This is a genomic window from Pediococcus parvulus (assembly GCF_007990205.1).
Lineage (GTDB): Bacteria > Bacillota > Bacilli > Lactobacillales > Lactobacillaceae > Pediococcus > Pediococcus parvulus.
In genome coordinates this window covers 84535-102329 of record NZ_BJWE01000001.1, presented here as the reverse complement: position 1 = coordinate 102329, position 17795 = coordinate 84535, and the positions used below count along the sequence as shown (strand labels likewise).

Below are 17795 nucleotides of genomic sequence, written 5' to 3'. Positions count from 1 at the left end.
AGTGTGATTAAATGGAGATTGAGAAAAATAACCGCATTAATTTTCTGTTTGAATTTTACGGGAGCTTATTAACCAAAAAACAGCGTAATTACATGGAACTTTATTATGCCGATGATTATTCACTAGGCGAAATTGCGGAAAATTATACTGTAAGTCGGCAAGCAGTGTATGATAATATTAAGAGAACAGTTCAAATTTTAGAAGATTACGAAGAAAAACTGCATACTTATGGCGATTTTTTGGCGCGCAATCACCAAACGGATCGTTTAATGGACTATGTTAAAAACAATTACGCACAAGATAAAACGCTTCTACAATTAGTAGATAACCTAGAATCAATTGAGGGAGAATGAAAGGTAGGGACTAATCCATGGCTTTTGAAAGTTTAACAGATCGACTTCAAAATGCTTTTAGTAAATTAAGAAAAAAAGGTAAAATTTCCGAAACGGATTTACGAGGAGCAATGCGTGAAATTCGGTTGGCCTTATTAGAGGCCGACGTTAACTTTACCGTTGTTAAAAACTTCGTTAAAACAGTTCGTGACAAAGCAATTGGTGCGGATGTCTTAAAGGGCTTAAATCCAACTCAACAGATTGTCAAAATCGTTAATGATGAGTTAGTTAAAATCATGGGTGATCAAGCTGTTGACTTAAACAAATCACCTAAAATACCAACAATTATCATGATGGTTGGTTTACAAGGGGCAGGTAAAACTACTACTGCTGGTAAATTAGCTTTAAAGCTAAAAAATGAACAAAAAGCGCGGCCATTGATGATTGCAGGGGATGTTTATCGGCCTGCCGCTATTGACCAGTTGGTCCAAGTTGGACAACAAATTGATGTGCCCGTTTTCCAGTTAGGTACTGATGTTGATCCCGTTGAGATTGTGCGTCAAGGTTTGCAAAAAGCGGATGAAGAAAATAATGATTATGTCATTATTGATACTGCCGGTCGTTTACAAATTGACGAAAAACTGATGGATGAACTTTCTCGAATCAAAGCATTAGCTCATCCAAATGAAATCCTGTTAGTTGTCGATGCCATGACTGGTCAAAATGCGGTCAATACAGCTGAAGGTTTTAATAATCAGTTGGATGTGACGGGCGTTGTCTTAACTAAGTTAGATGGTGACACCCGTGGTGGTGCTGCTCTTTCAATCCGCGCGGTGACTGGTAAACCAATTAAGTTTATTGGGCAAGGCGAAAAGATGACTGATCTCGATGTCTTCCATCCAGATCGAATGGCTTCCCGAATTTTGGGGATGGGCGATATGCTCACCTTGATTGAAAAGACCCAGAAAGAGTACGATGAAAAACAAGCCCAGGATGTGACCAAAAAGATCCGGGAAAATAGTTTTGACTTCAACGATTTCGTTGATCAAATGGATCAAATGCAAAATATGGGATCCATGGAAGATATCATGAAGATGATTCCAGGGATGGCCAATAATCCTGCTTTAAAGAACGCTAATATTGATCCTAAAGATATGGCTCATATGAAGGCGATCGTGCTATCTATGACTCCTGCTGAACGGGAAGATCCAAACTTGTTGAACCCAAGCCGGCGTCGTCGGATTGCTGGTGGGTCTGGTCGACCAGTGGTTGAAGTTAACCGAATGATTAAACAGTTTGGTCAAATGAAAAAAATGATGAACCAAATGTCTAAAGGTAACTTCAACGGTATGGATGGTTTGTTGGGTAAGGGCGTAGGTGGTCGTCTCTCGAAGATGGCGATGAATTCTATGGTCCGTAAGGTCAAGAAAAATAAGAAAAAACGTATGAAGAAAAATCGGCGTAATAAGTAGGATTAGGCCAATAAATTCAAAATTTTCTGTAAGAGCACTGCGATATTTGGTATAAAGTGCTGATGATTTTGGAAAGTTTTTAGATGAAAATAGTGATTAAGGTTGCTAGTTGGAGTTTAAATACAAAATAAAAGATAGAATATGTTCGTCTATTTAGATGCTACATATTCCAAGAGATGAAGCACCCAGAAACGAGATTAGAAGTCGTTTCTGGGTGCTTTTTTATTTATTTGGTAATTTTTAAGAAATTACATGGTTTAATGGTTTCTTCTCCAGAAAAATACTTGGATAGGTTTGTAGAAGCTGATGCTAGTGCAATCACTATGCACCGTAATTGCAATGAAGATTTGTACTACTTAATAACTAAGATTAATAACTTAGGTATTGATAGGTATTGATTCAGGTATTACGTTGAATCCAGTTTCTTCTCCAGAGTCAATAAAATATTTATTGCCATTAATTCATCGTGTTTTGGTTAACTTGCCTAGATCGAGTTGGTCAAAAATGTTCTTATAATGAGCCAAAAAAGTTAACTAGCTCGATAAAAAACGAAAGAATGGTAATTTGAACTATAGAATTGCGGTTGATGGTGGAATTAAAAGTAGCAACATTCAAACTTTCATGTGCGCAAATTGCGATGACTTTGTTTCTGGTAGCTGTATAGTAAAATTGAAAACTGCTAGAGAAAATCTGAAGAAACTTTTGAGAGTGACTGATAATGGATAAAATCAAAATTAATGTTAAAAAATTTTTGCCGATGGTAATGATCGCTCCGTAATTGTTGCCCAGTGTTTGGTAATCGACTTATGCAGTTAAAAAATGATTTGTATATAGTAGTTTCGGGTTCGGTAGCTAATCCAGAAATAATTGACAGAATTAAAAAAGCCAAAAAAAGCTGGTAGTAAAGTAATGATAATTGTTGCAAATATGTCGAGTCCTTTGCTCAAGCTATCTGATCACTATGTGTTTATAAAATCCGATAGTAAGAATACTAGTTCAAAAAGTTCCATTCGGCCGATGGGATCTTTGTTCGAATTCTTTATATGGAAGGACTGATTCTTCAGTTAAAAGCGCAGTTACATCAAATTGAAAGGAATATGCAAAGGCGACACACAAATATAGAGTGAAATGAAACTTAAGTTATAAAGACGCAATCAAACTCGTGAAAATGGTTGCGCTTTTTTATGTACATATGTTAGCATGTAAGCGATTGCGTTGCTTCGAAACAGGGGGTGAATTTGATGTTAATTAATGAAATTGATGACTATATTGAAAAAATGAGTAAAAATTTAAGTTTTAAGACTTCAAATGCTTTTGAAGTTTCTAAAAAGTTTAAATTAAAAAGAAATACAGCAAGTCACTATTTAAATCTACTGGTTCATTCAAAAAGATTACTGAAAATAAGTACTAGACCGGTTATTTTTATAGTAAGGGAATGGTTTTTGAATAATGGCGGTAATGGTGAATTGGATGGTTTTCAAAGCTTAAGAGATTTGCATGATTTTATGAAGAAAAATCAAAAAAAGGAACCCTTTAGTGAAATCATTGGTCATGATGCTTCTCTATATCAAATCTTGGAACAATTACGGGCTGCTGCTATGTACCCTGGTAAAGGGTTGCCAACAATATTAACTGGAGAAACTGGATCCGGAAAAGTTATTTGGCAAAAAAGTTTTACGAGTACTGTGAAGAAAAATCTTTGGTTTCAAGTGATGCGCCATTTATAAGTTTTAACTGTGCGCAATATGCTGATAATCCGGAGCTGTTAACCAGTTCATTATTTGGATATAAAAAGGGAGCTTTCACGGGTGCAGAAGAAGACCACGTTGGTATATTTGAGCAAGCACAAAACGGAGTTCTTTTTTTGGATGAAGTGCAGAGGTTATCAGCACATGGTCAAGAAAAATTATTTACATACTTGGACGATAGTGTAGTTTATCGAGTTGGTGAGGCAACGCATCCTCGGCAACTCAATGTGAGGTTACTTTTTGCAACAACAGAATCTCTTGGTAGTTCTTTTCTTAAAACGTTTATAAGAAGGATACCAGTTCAAATTAAAGTCCCAAGTATTTATGAAAGAACTTTATCAGAGAAAAAGGAGTTAATTTGGTCATTCTTTATGGCGGAAAGTAAAATTGTCAATAGAGAATTCAAAATTTATCCTGAGTTGATAGATGAATTGGTTAAAGTTCGATACAAGGATAATATTGGTGGTATGAAATCTAAAATCAAGAAAATTGTTGCAATGTCAATTATTCATGATAATGGAGATCTATTATTGAAACCAGAACAATCAAAGAAAATTTCGTTTCACAAAAATCAAGAAGAACTACAGATCATCACACCTCAAACGACGTTACCTGATATAATTTCACAAAAGGGAAGTAATGATAATGCACTAAATAGAATGATTTCTTTAATCACAAATTCAATATCTGCGGGTGGGGAAACTATGGATTTCGGAGAACTAGCATCAAATTGCTACAATGCTGTAAATGATTTTAACGATTATCTTGTTTTTAAACACGCTCAGTCAGATATGCCAATTAATTATTACTCTACTGAGATTAATCGAATTATTGATTTTTTTCGAGACGATTATAATCGGAAATTTGTTGGAAAAACATGTTAAACAAAACAATATTACAACTCACGGACTTATATTAGCCCATGGATATGCCACTGCCAGTAGTATTGCTAATGTCGTTAATAGGCTCTTGAAAAATAATATCTTTGATGCAATTGATATGCCGATAAACTCTGATACTAAAGAGATGGCTGAGAAGATTGAATATTATTTTAGGAATGATGAACATCGTAAGGACACATTGGTTTTTATAGATATGGGTTCTCCAGCGGACATTGTAAGAAAACTAGAAATGAAGTTGGGTTTTACAGTTGGTTTGATTGATAACGTGTCAACATTAATGGTGGTGGATGCGGGAGAAAAAATGACACACGGTATTTCATTAGAACAAATTGTTAAAAAAATACCTGATCATTGTATTCCAAGTGGTAAGATGCTCTATCAAAAAAATAAAAAAGACTTGATAATCACAACTTGTTTAACTGGTATTGGTACAGCAAAACAAATTCAAAAATTATTGATAGAAAGTTTACCTCAGAGTATGTTGTCAAATTTGTCTGTAAAATCATTTGAATATGATGCATTAATTGATTCAGATCAAAGGGTCTACACTTTCTGGTATTGGTGAATAACTAATACCAGAAAGTGTAGACCCGGTTTTATTATGGCTTAGTTCCATATGTCGTTGCTATTTTTTAGTAATCCGAAAGTCAAAGTTGATTTTCCTGAATAGGGTGCGGTTTTTCATAAAAATATCCTTGACGAATATCAATGTCAAAAAGATCAATAAAAGCATCAATTTTTTCGTTTTCGATTCCTTCAAGAATAAAACGAACTTTGTGTTTCTTAGCAAAACCACGCCAATAAATGATCCGTTGTTGAATTTCTGGAAAGTAAACTGATTGGCCAAAATTTTGAAGGGCAAACTTTATTTCATTAGTATATGGAATGAGAGCTCTTACCTGATCTTCTGTATTAACCCCACAATCAACATCATCGATTGAGATGGTCATGCCTTCTTCAATGAATTGTTTTAACTGATTAATAATGTCACATTCCTTAAAATGATTTTTAGTCTCATCTTCAGTCAACTCAATTTGAATTTGTACAGGACGTAACAGTTTTTGAATTCCAATCAGTGGATCAACTATTTTTTGATTCATAAGTTGGGTTCGGTTGAGGTTGACGGACAAAAATGGTACTTTACTATAAAGTTGCTCAGCTATTTTGATGATTTCATCCGCCACTATTTCAGGGGGTAAACTTGTGAAGTTTGTAACTGGTCCCCAATTTGAACCAACTTGTTTGCGAAGTAATAGTTCATAGCCGACCACAGACTTATTATATTTATTAATGATTTGTTGAATAAAATATTGATACATTGTAAGGCTCCTATACAAAAATCATTGGTTAGTTACTTCTTTTAAAGAAAAAAGACCCGCAAGCTTGACTTTCTCAAGTACGGGTCGTCACTCTTAATGCACTTTGAGAAACTTAAATTATGTAAAATTGCATTTTTGAGTTGAGCAAATATAATTAACACTGTTAAAATACCATTTTTTGTTTAAAAATGCAATAAGAATCGGGAACTATCTATAGTTCGATTGTTTTAATTACTAAATTAATAACCTATTTTAATAATTCCAACCATGACATAATTGAGGTGTGACGTGGGAAAGAAAATGGCGTTTCTGGATTAACTAATTTTCAACAATAAAATAAAGCACTTAGTTTGACTGGGATGATCCGGAACTATGAATTCCAAAGAAATTGTTTAATAAAAACTGCCTGTAAAGAAAAAAACCTTTACATCTAAATGAATAACTGGTATATTATTTAACGTGAAATAAAACAGGAGGTGTTGACATGTCTGTAAAAATTCGTTTGAAACGAATGGGTTCAAAAAAGCGTCCTTTCTACCGTGTGGTAGTTGCTGATTCTCGCTCTCCACGTGATGGTCGTTTTATCGCCCAAGTTGGTACTTACAATCCATTAGTTAATCCAGCTGTAGTAAAATTAAATGAGGAAGACATCTTAAGTTGGTTAAGCAATGGTGCTCAACCATCAGATACCGTTAAGAATATTCTTTCAAAAGCTGGAATTATGAAAAAGTATCATGAATCAAAGCTTGCTAAGTAATCGGCATTTTTAATTATGAAAAATGTAGAAACTTTAATCTTAACAATTGTTAAACCACTTGTTTCGTATCCGGAGCGAATTACAATTGAACGATCAGAATCCGATCGCTTTTATGAATTTCATTTAAGTGTGGCTGATGAAGATGTTGGCCGAATTATCGGTCGGCATGGTCGAGTTGCTCAAGCAATTCGGAACGTCGTTTATAGTTTTCGTTTCCATGGCGAAAAACGAGTTCGGTTAGTGATTGAGGATGGCAAATCAAAAAACTCTTAAACGAAATGTTGATTTTGTTTAAGAGTTTTTAGTATATTACGAGGTAAATTATGCAATATTATAAAGTGGGTACCATTGTCAATACACATGGCATTCAAGGCGAAGTAAAAGTGTTGCCAATTACTGATTTTCCTGAAGAACGTTTCAAAGCTGGCAAGCAACTATTCTTGTTTTCTCCCAAGGATGATGCCACTCCCGTACAAACTTTAAAAATTAAAAAGTCCCGTCAACAAAAACAGGTCTATTTACTTCAATTCGATGGCTTCGATTCAATTAATGATGTTGAAAAGTATAAACGATTTGAGTTGAAGGTTTCCGAAGATGACCGGAAGAAATTGGGCAGTGATGAGTTTTATTATGATGACATCATTGGTCTTAAGGTATACGACGCAGATGATCAGTTGCTTGGAACGGTTTCTGAAATTTTGTCTCCGGGAGCTAATGATGTTTGGGTCGTTAAACGCACCGATAAGGACGATTTGTTGTTACCATATATTCATCAGGTAATTAAAAAGGTTGATTTGGATAATCAGCGAGTTACAGTTGAACTCCTGGAGGGGCTGGATTCATGAAAATTGATATTTTAAGCCTTTTTCCAGATATGTTTAGCGGTCCCTTACATCAATCGATTGTGGGAAAAGCCATTGAAGACCAGTTGCTTGATGTCAAGGTAACCAATTTCCGCGATTTTTCTAGTAACAAACACCATAATGTCGATGATTACCCGTATGGTGGTGGGGCGGGGATGCTCCTTCAACCTCAACCCATTTTTGATGCAATGGCCGCTGTAGAAAACGATAATGCTAACTTACCAAAGGGGCGAGTGGTCATTTTAGATCCCGGTGGTAAGCAGTTTGACCAAAAAATGGCGGAGTCTTTTGCGCAAGAAGCACACTTAACTTTTATTTGCGGTCATTATGAAGGCTATGACGAGCGGATTAAAACATTGGCTACGGATGAGGTTTCATTGGGTGACTATGTGCTTACAGGTGGGGAACTTGCTGCAATGGTAATGATTGATGCCACCGTGCGCTTACTACCTGGAGTTTTGGGGAATAAAGAGTCGGCACCTGGAGATTCTTTTTCAACTGGTTTGTTAGAATATCCGCAATACTCACGTCCGGCTGATTTTAGAGGGATGCAGGTTCCCGAGGTATTATTGAACGGGAATCATCAATTAATCGATCAATGGCGCCAAAAACAGGCTTTAAAGCGAACCTTATTAAAACGTCCGGACCTTTTGAAAAAAATAAGGCTGAGTAAAGAAGACTTAAATCTCCTCAATGATATAAAAGCAGAGTTGAGTGAACCTGAAGCAAAAAACTAGAACAGCTTTACAGCCAGTAAGTTTTATGATAAACTTTTGATTGGTCTGTTAAGACTAAAGAAAACAATATTCCGCTGTTCAACAAGGATAAGAATGTTGATGAAAGGAAGGTTTCTTAAATGAATCCATTAATTAACAAAATTACCGAATCACAATTGCGTGATGATATTCCTGATTTCCGTGCTGGAGATACAGTTCGTGTGCATGCCCGTGTTGTTGAAGGTACTCGTGAACGTATCCAGTTATTCGAAGGTGTTGTGATCAAACGCCATGGTGTCGGAATCAGTGCTACTTATACAGTTCGTAAGATTAGTAATGGTGTGGGCGTTGAGCGTACATTCCCATTACATTCACCACGAGTTGCTAAGATTGATGTTATTCGTCATGGACGTGTTCGTCGTTCTAAACTTTATTACTTACGTGCTTTACATGGTAAGGCTGCTCGTATTAAAGAAGACCGTCGTTAATATAGACAAAAATGCAAACCTTAAGGGTTTGTATTTTTTTATGGCAATTTACTTAAATCATGATTAAGGTTTACCTATTTGGGTTGTCTACTGTTCCAAACTACACTAATATCAATAATTATCATGCAGATCGTAAATGAATCTGTTTAACTTGGCGTAGTTCGTAAAAAAATCGGGGGAACAAGAATGAAACACAGGGGTATTGCGTGGTTAGCGATGTTAGCTATGGTGTTATATTTATTACTTGGTAAAAATTACCAAGTAGCTGCCAAAAACATTGCGACCGATTTTAAACAACAAGTCACTCAAGTTATTTCGAATATCAATCCACAAAAAATCACTAAAAATTATCAGATCAATACGGAAACAAGCAAAGCTACCACCAAATCAGCAAGCAAAACGGCAACACCAATTGAAAGTGTGGTTCAAGGTCACTCCTTAGCAAACGTGTATTACTATCAGTTTGCAACCACTATTCCTAGTCACGTAAAAAAAGTATTTGAACAGGCGATTCGTGAATATAACCGAACTGGTATTGTGAAGTTGGTCGCTGGAAAAGGAACCCAAAAACAAAATCAAATTTTTTTCTCTATCTACAATAAGAAAATGACTACTTCAAATCAAGGTACAATTGAGCTAGGGCATGGTGGTCCCGAAGTGATTCAGCAAACAGGGGTAAATGCCTATACAGTTAATCATGCTAAGGCGAGTTTAAATGTCCGATATGCTGAGTCCGTTCAGTTATCCGTGGCAGTCCACGAATTGGGACATGCCTTGGGACTTGATCATAGCAGTAATCGAAATTCTGTGATGTATCCGGTAGATCAAGGCAAAACTCGATTATCAAGTGGTGACCTTGAGGGATTAAAGGCGATCTATCAAGGCAACAATTAAAAGTATATTTAAAATGGGGAAGGATTGATAACTTATGACAAACTTTATTCTGTCAGCTACTGTATCGAATACCAATATTGCCCTCCTGATTGGGGGGATTATTTTTATCATCCTCTTTTTCAAACTCATTATGAGTTTTTTGAGATTTTGTTTGCGGCATCCCATTATTTTTATCATCCTGTTATTATGTGGCGGTCTTGGGTTTGTCTTTAACTTTTTATTGGGTGGCATTATAATTTTAGCTGTCATTGTGGGCTTTATTGCATTTATGATTCTTAGCGAGTTTAATAGTTAAGCAGCAACAAAAATTTTGAAACAAATAGTTGTTTAGAATAAGCCAAATTGAAAAATTGAGGGAAAATGTTTTCTCTCAATTTTTTTCTTTTCTCTAGTTGTTTTATATTCGTACTTTATACCTCAAACTAACAGACTTTGCTTTCACTTTAAGCAAAGTTGAATTATAATAAGGGCAGTTAATGAAAACGCTTTCATTGTTAATCTTCTGTTTCGTAATTAATAAAGTCAGAAATTAATTATACAAGGAGGTAATATTATGAGTAGTCGCGATACTGCAAATGTTTTATGGTTTAACGAATTACATCGGGAAGACGTTAATCTGGTAGGGGGCAAATCTTCTTCACTGGGCGAAATGACTTCTTCGATGGATGTTCCAGTGCCGTATGGTTTTGCAACAACCGCTCGAGCTTATCGGTACTTCATGCACAAAACCAAATTGAATGATAAAGTGAACGACTTGCTTGAAAGCATTAAAGATTATGAAAATTCAGATGAACTGCACAAAACCTGTGAGCAGATTCGTAACTTAATCGTTGAGGCGCAGATGCCGGATGATCTGGCAAACGATATTAAGCAGGCTTATAGTGATTTGGCAAAAAAGATGGGTCAAGAGGATCCTTTTGTTGCCATTCGTTCTTCTGCAACGGCTGAAGATCTACCCAATGCATCGTTTGCTGGTCAACAAGAATCGTATTTGAACATTAAAGGCGCAGCGGATGTTGTGAACCGTGTTCAACAATGTTATGCCTCACTCTTCACTGATCGTGCGACCTATTACCGTCACAAACAACATTTCCCTCACGAGAAGGTTGCCCTATCAGCGGCAATTCAAATGATGGTCTTTTCCAAGGCATCGGGCATCATGTTCTCCGTGAACGTTGCGAATGGCGACGGCTCCAAGATTATGGTCGATGCAATCTATGGTTTGGGCGAATATATTGTCCTTGGTAAGGTAACACCAGATCATTTTGTCATTGATAAACAATCGATGAAGATTGTCGAAAAAGATATCCTTAAACAGACTGTTGAGCTAGTCCGTGTGGCAGATGGTGGGACCGAAGAACAAACCGTACCTACTGAATTACAGGAGCAGGCTGCACTGACAGATAGTCAGGTGATTGAATTGGCTGGTTACGCTAAGGAGATCGAGCGTCACTACGGGTGTTACATGGATATGGAATACGCCTTGGATACTAATACGAATCGGCTGTGGATTGTCCAGGCACGGCCAGAAACTGTTTGGTCACAACGTAAGAAAAATAAAGATAATGCTATTGATGGTAGTAGCAACGTGGTTACAGAAGCTGATGCTGAAATTGCGGTTCGGGGACTAGCAGCCAGTCCTGGGGTCGCCAGCGGCGTTGTGCATGTCATTGACAATCCGAAAGATATTGATCAATTTAAACAAGGCGAAGTTTTGGTAACCGTCATGACTTCACCTGATTGGGTCCCAGCCATGAAAAAGGCAGTGGCAATCATCACGAATAATGGCGGAATGACTTGTCACGCGGCCATTATTTCCCGTGAAATGCAGATTCCTTGTATTGTTGGGACAAGAAGTAAGAATACAGTTGCAACCGAAGTACTTAAAACGGGTGATGTCGTGACTGTTGATGCTAAAAACGGGGTTGTTTATCGTGGTGAAGTAACCAGCATGCTCAAAAAGGCCACCCCAGAAACAACCACAACTGGTCAGGTCGTGGCGGCAGAATCGTTTGCACCAACTGCTACGGGTGTCATGATGAATTTAGGTGATCCAGGGCTAGTTGATAGGTACGCTTCGTTACCGGCTGACGGAATTGGACTGATGCGTGAGGAGTTCATCTGGACCTCATATATTCATGAACATCCTTTGTATTTAATTGAAAATGGTCAGGCAGACAAGGTTGTTAATATGCTTGCTGAAGGGATTGCTAAAGTAGTTCGCGCAATGGCACCTCGACCAGTTGTACTGCGATTCTCAGACTTCAAATCAAGTGAATACCGGAACCTAAAGGGTGGCGAGAAATATGAGCCACACGAATCTGCTGACTTATTAGGTTGGCGGGGGGCTTCAAGGTACTACGATCCTAAGTATATTGATGCCTTCAAACTTGAACTAGCAGCGGTTAAGAAGGTTCGGAATGAATTTGGGCTGAAGAACCTAAATGTAATGATTCCATTTGTCCGGACGGTGACTGAAGCTCAAAAAGTAACAGCCATTATGCGTGATGAAGGCCTGGTTCGCAGTGCTGATTTTAAGGTTTACATGATGGCAGAAATTCCATCAAACATCATTCTTGCGGATCAATTCAACCAGTTTGTAGATGGTTATTCGATCGGATCAAATGACTTAGCAATGCTAATTTTAGGTTGTGATCGGAATAATGATACGGTTGCCAGTCTTTTTGATGAACGTGACCTTGCTGTCAAGCGGGCGATTCGTCATCTGATTGTGACTGCGCATAAGGATGGCAAGACTGTCTCCATTTGTGGACAAGCTCCTTCAGAATATCCGGAGTTTACGAACTTCTTGATTCAAAGCGGGATTGATTATGTTTCAGTTAATCCTGATATGGTTAAGGAAACTAAACGCAATGTGGCTCATTTTGAACAGCGACTTATACTTGATAAAGCGACTGGACGTGGCCTACAGGATAAAACGGATTACAATTGGTAATAATTTTTGCTGATAATTGGCAATAAAATTATGAGATTGGGGAAAATTCCCTCAATCTCATTTTTGCTATCTATATTTAAAAAGCAGCGGAAAAAAGTTCTTCCTGCTGCTTGAGTTTAGTAATATTCAGTTTAATTTACACCCTAAGATGATCATAGTGGGCGATTAATTATAGATTCATATCCTGCTTGTAGTTTAACGGCGACATATCTGTCATTTTGGTAATCAATTGGGCAGTTAATTTCTGCATAGCTTGCAAGCCAATTGCTGCATTTTGATTACTTTGACTGGTTAAATAGTTTTCTAAGGCTTTGCCATCCAAAGTTAATGCCATTTTGTCACTGATGTGCAAGTTTTGAATCAGTTGCTGGTTGATTTTATCTTGCACATCTTCCAGTAAGGGCCCAAATTCTAAGTAGTGAGCGTCAACTAGAATGCCAGTTTGCTTGTAAATCCAATAGGCAGAGTCTACTTGATAGGTTTCGGAGCCTTTCTTGTAACTAACCGGCGTATCCTTTATTCCGGCGTAAAACGGAATATACAGACTTTGAGCGGCAACCCCCATTGCAAGCCAATGAATCCCAGCAATTTCAGGAGGTAAATTAGGGCGCAGTTGGAGAATATGCGATTCTTGTGTTTTAGCAAGACTAATTGGTCGATATAAAGTTTGTTCATGTTTTGAACCGACACCAATTGGATCAAACGGAGTTCCTTGGAAATGGGAATTTAAAATTTGCTCAGCATCATCAACTTGTATTAGTTTTTCTGCGCGGCGAATGAAAGGCAGACTTTGACTCTGAGGTTGTTGGTCAATACTTGGATTAAGAAGTTTTTGACCATACCAAACTCGTGGCGTGTTATAAATCTCGTCTGACAAGTCGTTCGTGCCAAAAATTTCACGAAAATTAAAGCCATTTCGATGCGGGTTTAAATGATTTTGATTCACGAAGTCTTTTAAACCTGAGACAGTCATGAAATTGTCTTGATCATCAAAATCGATTTCTTGAATAGATAATTGATTAGCCACCACAGCATATGCGTCATCAGGGATGCGTTGTGCCACCCATTGATGACCGGCTGCCGTTTCCATATACCAAACTTCAGTTTGATCTGAAAACAAAATTCCGTTTGTTTCGGAAGTCCCGTATCTTTCAACAATGTTACCCAGATAAGTGATTCCTTCACGAGCGGTTTTAATATAAGGAAGTGTGACGGTTACCATGGCCTCTTCGCCTATCCCGTTTTCAACTAGTGGATCGGCTCCTAAAGCTTGATTGTTGGTATAGGCACTCTCAGTTGCGCTCATGGCCACGCCATACTCATTAATGCCATCTTCTTCAAACAAGCCAAACTTGTCAGTCCATTCAGGGGTGGCCGTGTATTTGGCAGCAACCTTAGAAAGATTGAGCGTAAAACCATTATCGGTTGATTTGAATGTTTGGGGTTCTGAGAATTCACGATGAGGATGGACCACAAAATGTTTTGGCCAAGCTGCCCGTGAATCTTCATTGCGACCGATCAAGGTGGAACCATCTGCGGTTGCTAGTCGGCCAGCTAAAAAACTTGTACAAGCAGAATATTTATTAGTTTGATTTATCATTAGAATTTCTCCTGTTCCGGTGATTATATATAGTTTACATTCTAGCATAAGTTGAGTTTGAAATTTTTGAGAATTCCTGCGATAATGGTAAACAACATTGAGGAGGAATTCAACATGCCATTAGTTCATATTGATCTTATTGAAGGACGTTCAACGGACCAGTTACGCCAATTAGTTAAAGATGTCACGTCTGCAGTTTCAAAGAATACCGGTGCACCAGCAGAACACATTCATATTGTCTTAAATGAAATGCGCCCTGACCGTTACAGCGATGGCGGGGTTTTAAGAAGTGATGAGAAATAGTTATCGATAAAAAAATGGAACTAATTTTACAAACAATCATTGAAATCTCAGGATTGTTTTGAATCAGTTCCATTTTTAGTTAGCCAATTTTAAGTAAGATTCCAGGTATTTGGCTAAACCATCATGATTATTATCAAATTCAGTGACATCATTTGCAATTGACTTAATCGTTGGGGTGGCATTTTGCATCGCCACACCACGACCAGCATAGGCTAACATTTCAGCATCATTGTGTTCATCACCAAAGGCCACAATATTTTGCCGATCAATATGATATTGTTTTGCAATGTAGGCCACAGCCTTTGCTTTTTGAATACCTTTAGAAACAACTTCTAGAACGCTATTTGGGCCTCCCCAAACACCCACATCAACTTGTTGACCATAATGATGTAAAACTGTATTTCGAACAACTTGTTCTTGGTTGGGTGTGACAAACAGAATCATTGAAGCGGGGTTGTGAATCAGTGAAGTTTTTGAGAGCAATTGATCTTCACTTAAAGTTGTTGGAAAGAAATTTAAATCTGAAGGTGGCAAGTGATTAGCCAGATACGTGTGTTTACCCTCAGCTGCGATCATCTCAAGTTGCAATTTTTGTTGATTCTCTAACATGTCAAGCACAATTGCCTTGCTGATGGTGCGTTTGTACTCGCCTTGCCAATGTTGGTGGGGAATGTGAGTGAGTGCTCCGTTAAAGTTAACCATCGGTGTTTTTAACTGCAATTGATCATAGATGGTTTCTGAAATACGGTAGGGACGGCCGGTGACAATGCTGACAATATGGCCGGCTTCAGTGGCGTTTTTGATAACTTCAATCGTTTTTGGTGAAACTTGATTTTGACTATTTAGGGTAGTTCCATCAAGATCAATGGTGATTAATTTTTGTGGCATGTCATTCACTCCAATAAGCTTTATAATAAAAGATAATGTGTCTTAATTTAAATTAACACAGTTTAAAGTCGGATGCTATTAAATTTAGAAATGAGTGAAAATATGCAGTTACCAGAGGCATTTATAAAAAAATATTCAAAATTATTAGGTGAGGAAGCGCCGGCCTTTTTGCAATCTTTCGATGAAGAGGCCACCAGAGGATTTCGCGTAAACCCGTTGAAAGCCCAGACCAAGCCCCTTGATCATTCAATTGAGGATGCTATTCCGTATTGTCCGTTTGGCTATTATGGTTCAGTCAGCGGTAAAACGCTTGATCACCAAAGTGGTCTAATATATAGTCAAGAGCCAAGTGCTATGTATGTAGGAGAAGTAGCTCATCCGCAACCCGGCGACAAGGTTTTAGACTTGTGCGCAGCTCCCGGTGGTAAAACGACGCATCTGGCCAGTTATATGAATCAAAGTGGTTTATTAGTTTCAAATGAAATTAATCGGAAACGGGCTGGAATTCTTGCTGAAAATGTAGAGCGTTTTGGCTTACAAAATACAATTGTAACTAATGAATCACCAGATACACTTGAAAAACATTTTCCTGAATACTTCGATGTTGTCGTGGTGGATGCTCCTTGTTCGGGTGAGGGGATGTTTCGAAAAGATCACGAAGCAGTACAATACTGGACGCCTGAATATCCATTATCCTGTGCAAATCGACAAAAAAAGATTTTGCAAAGTGCGTTAAAAATGTTGAAACCAGGTGGCAGATTAGTTTATTCTACCTGTACTTTTGCTCCTGAAGAAGATGAGCAAAATGTTGCCTGGTTGTTGCAAACCTATTCAGATTTGCGGGTTTTACCGATTAAGAAGTATCCAGGGATGGATGATGGGCGGCCAGAGTGGGCTGATAATAATCCAGAACTTGCTAAGACTTCAAGAATTTTCCCGCATAAAATGCGTGGAGAAGGTCATTTTATTGCCCAGTTGCAAAAACAACCCAGTGAGTCCACGGTAAAAGATTTAAAACCGCAAAAATCTAATGTGTCTAAGGCACAAAAACAGGATTGGCATAAAGTGGCAGATAAATTGTTGGTAAATCCGATTGAAGATGCCAGATTATTAGCATTTGGAGATTATTTATATGCGATGCCGGGCAACTTGCCAGATCTTACAAAACTTCAAGTCATTCGACCGGGTGTCAATTTAGGTGTTTTTAAGAAAAATCGCTTTGAACCGTCTTTACCATTGGCATTGGCTTTTAAACCCACTGATTTTCAAAAACCAGTTTTAATTACGCAAGAGCAGTGGCAAAATTACGTGCATGGGGATACTTTTTCTGTAGTAGATGTTGAAAATGGCTGGCATGTCTTAATCAGTCATGAGCTGACGGTTGGATTTGGTAAAGTAGTCAATGGGGTCGTTAAGAATTTCTATCCAAAAAAATTGCGGTTTGAGATTAAAAATTAAGTTTATGGCGTGATTAAAAAAGTTACGACAATTTTGTCGTAACTTTTTTAATTGATTTCAATTTTTCGTTGTCCACAATAATCACGTAACGCGGCATCAAAAACTAAATTTTGACAATTTAATTGTTTAATGTTTGAAGCACCTTGCAGGGTTAACAAATCTGCTAGCTGTTCTTGCCAATCCGTGATCATTTGAATAGTCTGTTCTTCACCTTCACGAAGGAGGGAATGTAAGATTTTTCCGGCAACTCCAACCATTTCGGCTCCTAAAGCAAAGCTCTTTGTCATGTCTAGAGGCGTTCGAATGCCACCGCAGGCCAAAATATGGAGCTTATTCTGCAAAGCCTGAGATTCCAACAAAGATTCCACGGTAGTAATGCCGTAATCTTGAAGGTAGCTGTATACTTTGTCATGCCGGCGTTCGTTTTCGATTTTTGCGAAATTAGTTCCACCATGACCGGCCACATTAATCGATTGAACCCCGATTGCTGCAAGTTTTTCCATAGTTTGTTTAGTCATGCCAAAGCCAACTTCTTTAACAATAACAGGAACGGAAACGGACTGAACAATTTCTTTAATGTTTGTTAACCAGTTAAATTGACGATCTCCTTCAGGCATCACAATTTCTTGGGCCGCGTTGATATGAACTTCCAACAAGTTGGCGTCAATCATGTCGATCGCCTTTTGTGCATCAACGGCAGAGTGATTGGCACCAATGTTTGCTGCAATAACGCCATCTGGGTTGATTTCGCGAACAGTTTCAAAGGTAGATTGTAAAGCGGGCTGTTTTAAGGCGACACTTTGAGAGCCAACGGCCATTGCCAAATGAGTAGCCTTAGCAATCCGTGCCAAACTTGCATTTAGTTTGCCGGTGTACGAACTGCCACCAGTCATTGCCTCAATATAAAAAGGGCAATCGGTCACGATTCCCCCAAATTGGCTTTTTAAATTAATTTGAGCTTTATCGATTTCCGGAAGACTATTCGGTAGTAAGCGAACTTGCTGGAAACCAGCCTTAGCTTGATCTTGGTAGAAATGTTCTGCTAGAGAAACATGTTCATCTTTTCGATGGGACTGAATATCTTTCATAGCTTGTTCTC

20 protein-coding genes and 1 pseudogene are annotated in these 17795 nt (G+C 37.9%); 17 read left to right on the top strand and 4 right to left on the bottom strand.

Annotation, left to right across the window (positions count from 1 at the left end; all coding sequences use genetic code 11):
* Window positions 1-11: 11 nt before the first annotated feature.
* The 7 genes and pseudogenes from PPA04_RS00480 (at window position 12) to PPA04_RS00450 (ending at window position 5019) form a co-directional block, all read left to right on the top strand.
* Window positions 12-353, top strand: a complete 342-nt coding sequence (locus PPA04_RS00480; RefSeq protein ID WP_057782421.1) for a putative DNA-binding protein — start codon at window positions 12-14, stop codon at window positions 351-353.
* A gap of 17 nt (window positions 354-370) precedes the next feature.
* Window positions 371-1804 carry a signal recognition particle protein gene (gene ffh / locus PPA04_RS00475; RefSeq protein WP_057782420.1) on the top strand — a complete coding sequence of 478 codons (1434 nt, stop codon included), beginning with the start codon at window positions 371-373 and terminating at the stop codon, window positions 1802-1804.
* A 176-nt stretch (window positions 1805-1980) separates the two neighbouring features.
* Window positions 1981-2202: a beta/alpha barrel domain-containing protein gene (locus PPA04_RS09865; RefSeq protein WP_147206655.1), complete on the top strand. Its 222-nt coding sequence runs from the start codon at window positions 1981-1983 to the stop codon at window positions 2200-2202.
* 163 nt (window positions 2203-2365) lie between these two features.
* Window positions 2366-2530, top strand: a pseudogene (locus tag PPA04_RS09860) (ribulose-phosphate 3-epimerase); the annotation flags it as partial.
* Between the two features lie 515 nt (window positions 2531-3045).
* Window positions 3046-3531, top strand: a complete 486-nt coding sequence (locus PPA04_RS00460) for a hypothetical protein (protein WP_057782418.1) — start codon at window positions 3046-3048, stop codon at window positions 3529-3531.
* On the top strand, window positions 3465-4436 hold the full coding sequence (locus PPA04_RS00455) for a sigma 54-interacting transcriptional regulator (protein ID WP_186806932.1): 972 nt from the start codon (window positions 3465-3467) through the stop codon (window positions 4434-4436). The genes PPA04_RS00460 and PPA04_RS00455 overlap by 67 nt, the downstream gene beginning before the upstream one ends.
* The gene (locus tag PPA04_RS00450; protein WP_057782415.1) at window positions 4420-5019 is read left to right on the top strand and encodes a PTS sugar transporter subunit IIA domain-containing protein; all 600 of its coding nucleotides are present in this window, start codon (window positions 4420-4422) and stop codon (window positions 5017-5019) included. Before PPA04_RS00455 ends, PPA04_RS00450 begins: the two co-directional genes overlap by 17 nt.
* 82 nt (window positions 5020-5101) lie before the next feature.
* Here PPA04_RS00450 and PPA04_RS00445 read toward each other — a convergent pair whose 3' ends face one another.
* Window positions 5102-5773, bottom strand: coding sequence for an EAL domain-containing protein (locus PPA04_RS00445; protein ID WP_057782413.1), 672 nt, complete (start codon window positions 5771-5773; stop codon window positions 5102-5104).
* A gap of 484 nt (window positions 5774-6257) precedes the next feature.
* Here PPA04_RS00445 and rpsP point away from each other — a divergent pair, with 484 nt between their 5' ends.
* From rpsP to ppsA, 8 genes are all read left to right on the top strand, one after another.
* Window positions 6258-6530: a 30S ribosomal protein S16 gene (gene rpsP, locus PPA04_RS00440; protein ID WP_046870580.1), complete on the top strand. Its 273-nt coding sequence runs from the start codon at window positions 6258-6260 to the stop codon at window positions 6528-6530.
* Window positions 6531-6545: 15 nt separating this feature from the next.
* Complete coding sequence (locus tag PPA04_RS00435) at window positions 6546-6803, top strand: KH domain-containing protein (RefSeq protein WP_057782411.1); 258 nt, start codon at window positions 6546-6548, stop codon at window positions 6801-6803.
* A gap of 50 nt (window positions 6804-6853) precedes the next feature.
* Window positions 6854-7375 carry a ribosome maturation factor RimM gene (gene rimM / locus PPA04_RS00430; RefSeq protein ID WP_057782409.1) on the top strand — a complete coding sequence of 174 codons (522 nt, stop codon included), beginning with the start codon at window positions 6854-6856 and terminating at the stop codon, window positions 7373-7375.
* Entirely contained in the window at window positions 7372-8130 is a 759-nt protein-coding gene (gene trmD, locus PPA04_RS00425) for a tRNA (guanosine(37)-N1)-methyltransferase TrmD (protein ID WP_057782407.1), read from the top strand. The genes rimM and trmD overlap by 4 nt, the downstream gene beginning before the upstream one ends.
* Before the next feature lie 119 nt (window positions 8131-8249).
* Window positions 8250-8597: a 50S ribosomal protein L19 gene (rplS, locus tag PPA04_RS00420; RefSeq protein WP_057782405.1), complete on the top strand. Its 348-nt coding sequence runs from the start codon at window positions 8250-8252 to the stop codon at window positions 8595-8597.
* A gap of 186 nt (window positions 8598-8783) precedes the next feature.
* Window positions 8784-9491, top strand: a complete 708-nt coding sequence (locus PPA04_RS00415; RefSeq protein ID WP_147206651.1) for a M57 family metalloprotease — start codon at window positions 8784-8786, stop codon at window positions 9489-9491.
* 34 nt (window positions 9492-9525) lie between these two features.
* Entirely contained in the window at window positions 9526-9786 is a 261-nt protein-coding gene (locus PPA04_RS00410; RefSeq protein ID WP_229923034.1) for a hypothetical protein, read from the top strand.
* Window positions 9787-10044: 258 nt separating this feature from the next.
* Window positions 10045-12447 carry a phosphoenolpyruvate synthase gene (ppsA, locus tag PPA04_RS00405; RefSeq protein WP_057782403.1) on the top strand — a complete coding sequence of 801 codons (2403 nt, stop codon included), beginning with the start codon at window positions 10045-10047 and terminating at the stop codon, window positions 12445-12447.
* Window positions 12448-12616: 169 nt separating this feature from the next.
* Here ppsA and PPA04_RS00400 read toward each other — a convergent pair whose 3' ends face one another.
* Window positions 12617-14047, bottom strand: coding sequence for a C69 family dipeptidase (locus tag PPA04_RS00400; protein ID WP_057782401.1), 1431 nt, complete (start codon window positions 14045-14047; stop codon window positions 12617-12619).
* Window positions 14048-14131: 84 nt separating this feature from the next.
* Here PPA04_RS00400 and thmT point away from each other — a divergent pair, with 84 nt between their 5' ends.
* A complete protein-coding gene (gene thmT / locus PPA04_RS00395) occupies window positions 14132-14350 on the top strand; it encodes a 2-hydroxymuconate tautomerase (protein ID WP_147206650.1) in 219 nt (72 codons plus the stop codon).
* Window positions 14351-14425: 75 nt separating this feature from the next.
* Here thmT and PPA04_RS00390 read toward each other — a convergent pair whose 3' ends face one another.
* Complete coding sequence (locus PPA04_RS00390; RefSeq protein WP_057782397.1) at window positions 14426-15238, bottom strand: Cof-type HAD-IIB family hydrolase; 813 nt, start codon at window positions 15236-15238, stop codon at window positions 14426-14428.
* 102 nt (window positions 15239-15340) lie between these two features.
* Between PPA04_RS00390 and PPA04_RS00385 the strand changes: the two genes are divergently transcribed.
* A complete protein-coding gene (locus PPA04_RS00385; protein WP_057782395.1) occupies window positions 15341-16696 on the top strand; it encodes an RsmB/NOP family class I SAM-dependent RNA methyltransferase in 1356 nt (451 codons plus the stop codon).
* A gap of 47 nt (window positions 16697-16743) precedes the next feature.
* Here PPA04_RS00385 and fni read toward each other — a convergent pair whose 3' ends face one another.
* Window positions 16744-17784 carry a type 2 isopentenyl-diphosphate Delta-isomerase gene (gene fni / locus PPA04_RS00380; protein ID WP_057782393.1) on the bottom strand — a complete coding sequence of 347 codons (1041 nt, stop codon included), beginning with the start codon at window positions 17782-17784 and terminating at the stop codon, window positions 16744-16746.
* Window positions 17785-17795: the final 11 nt, after the last annotated feature.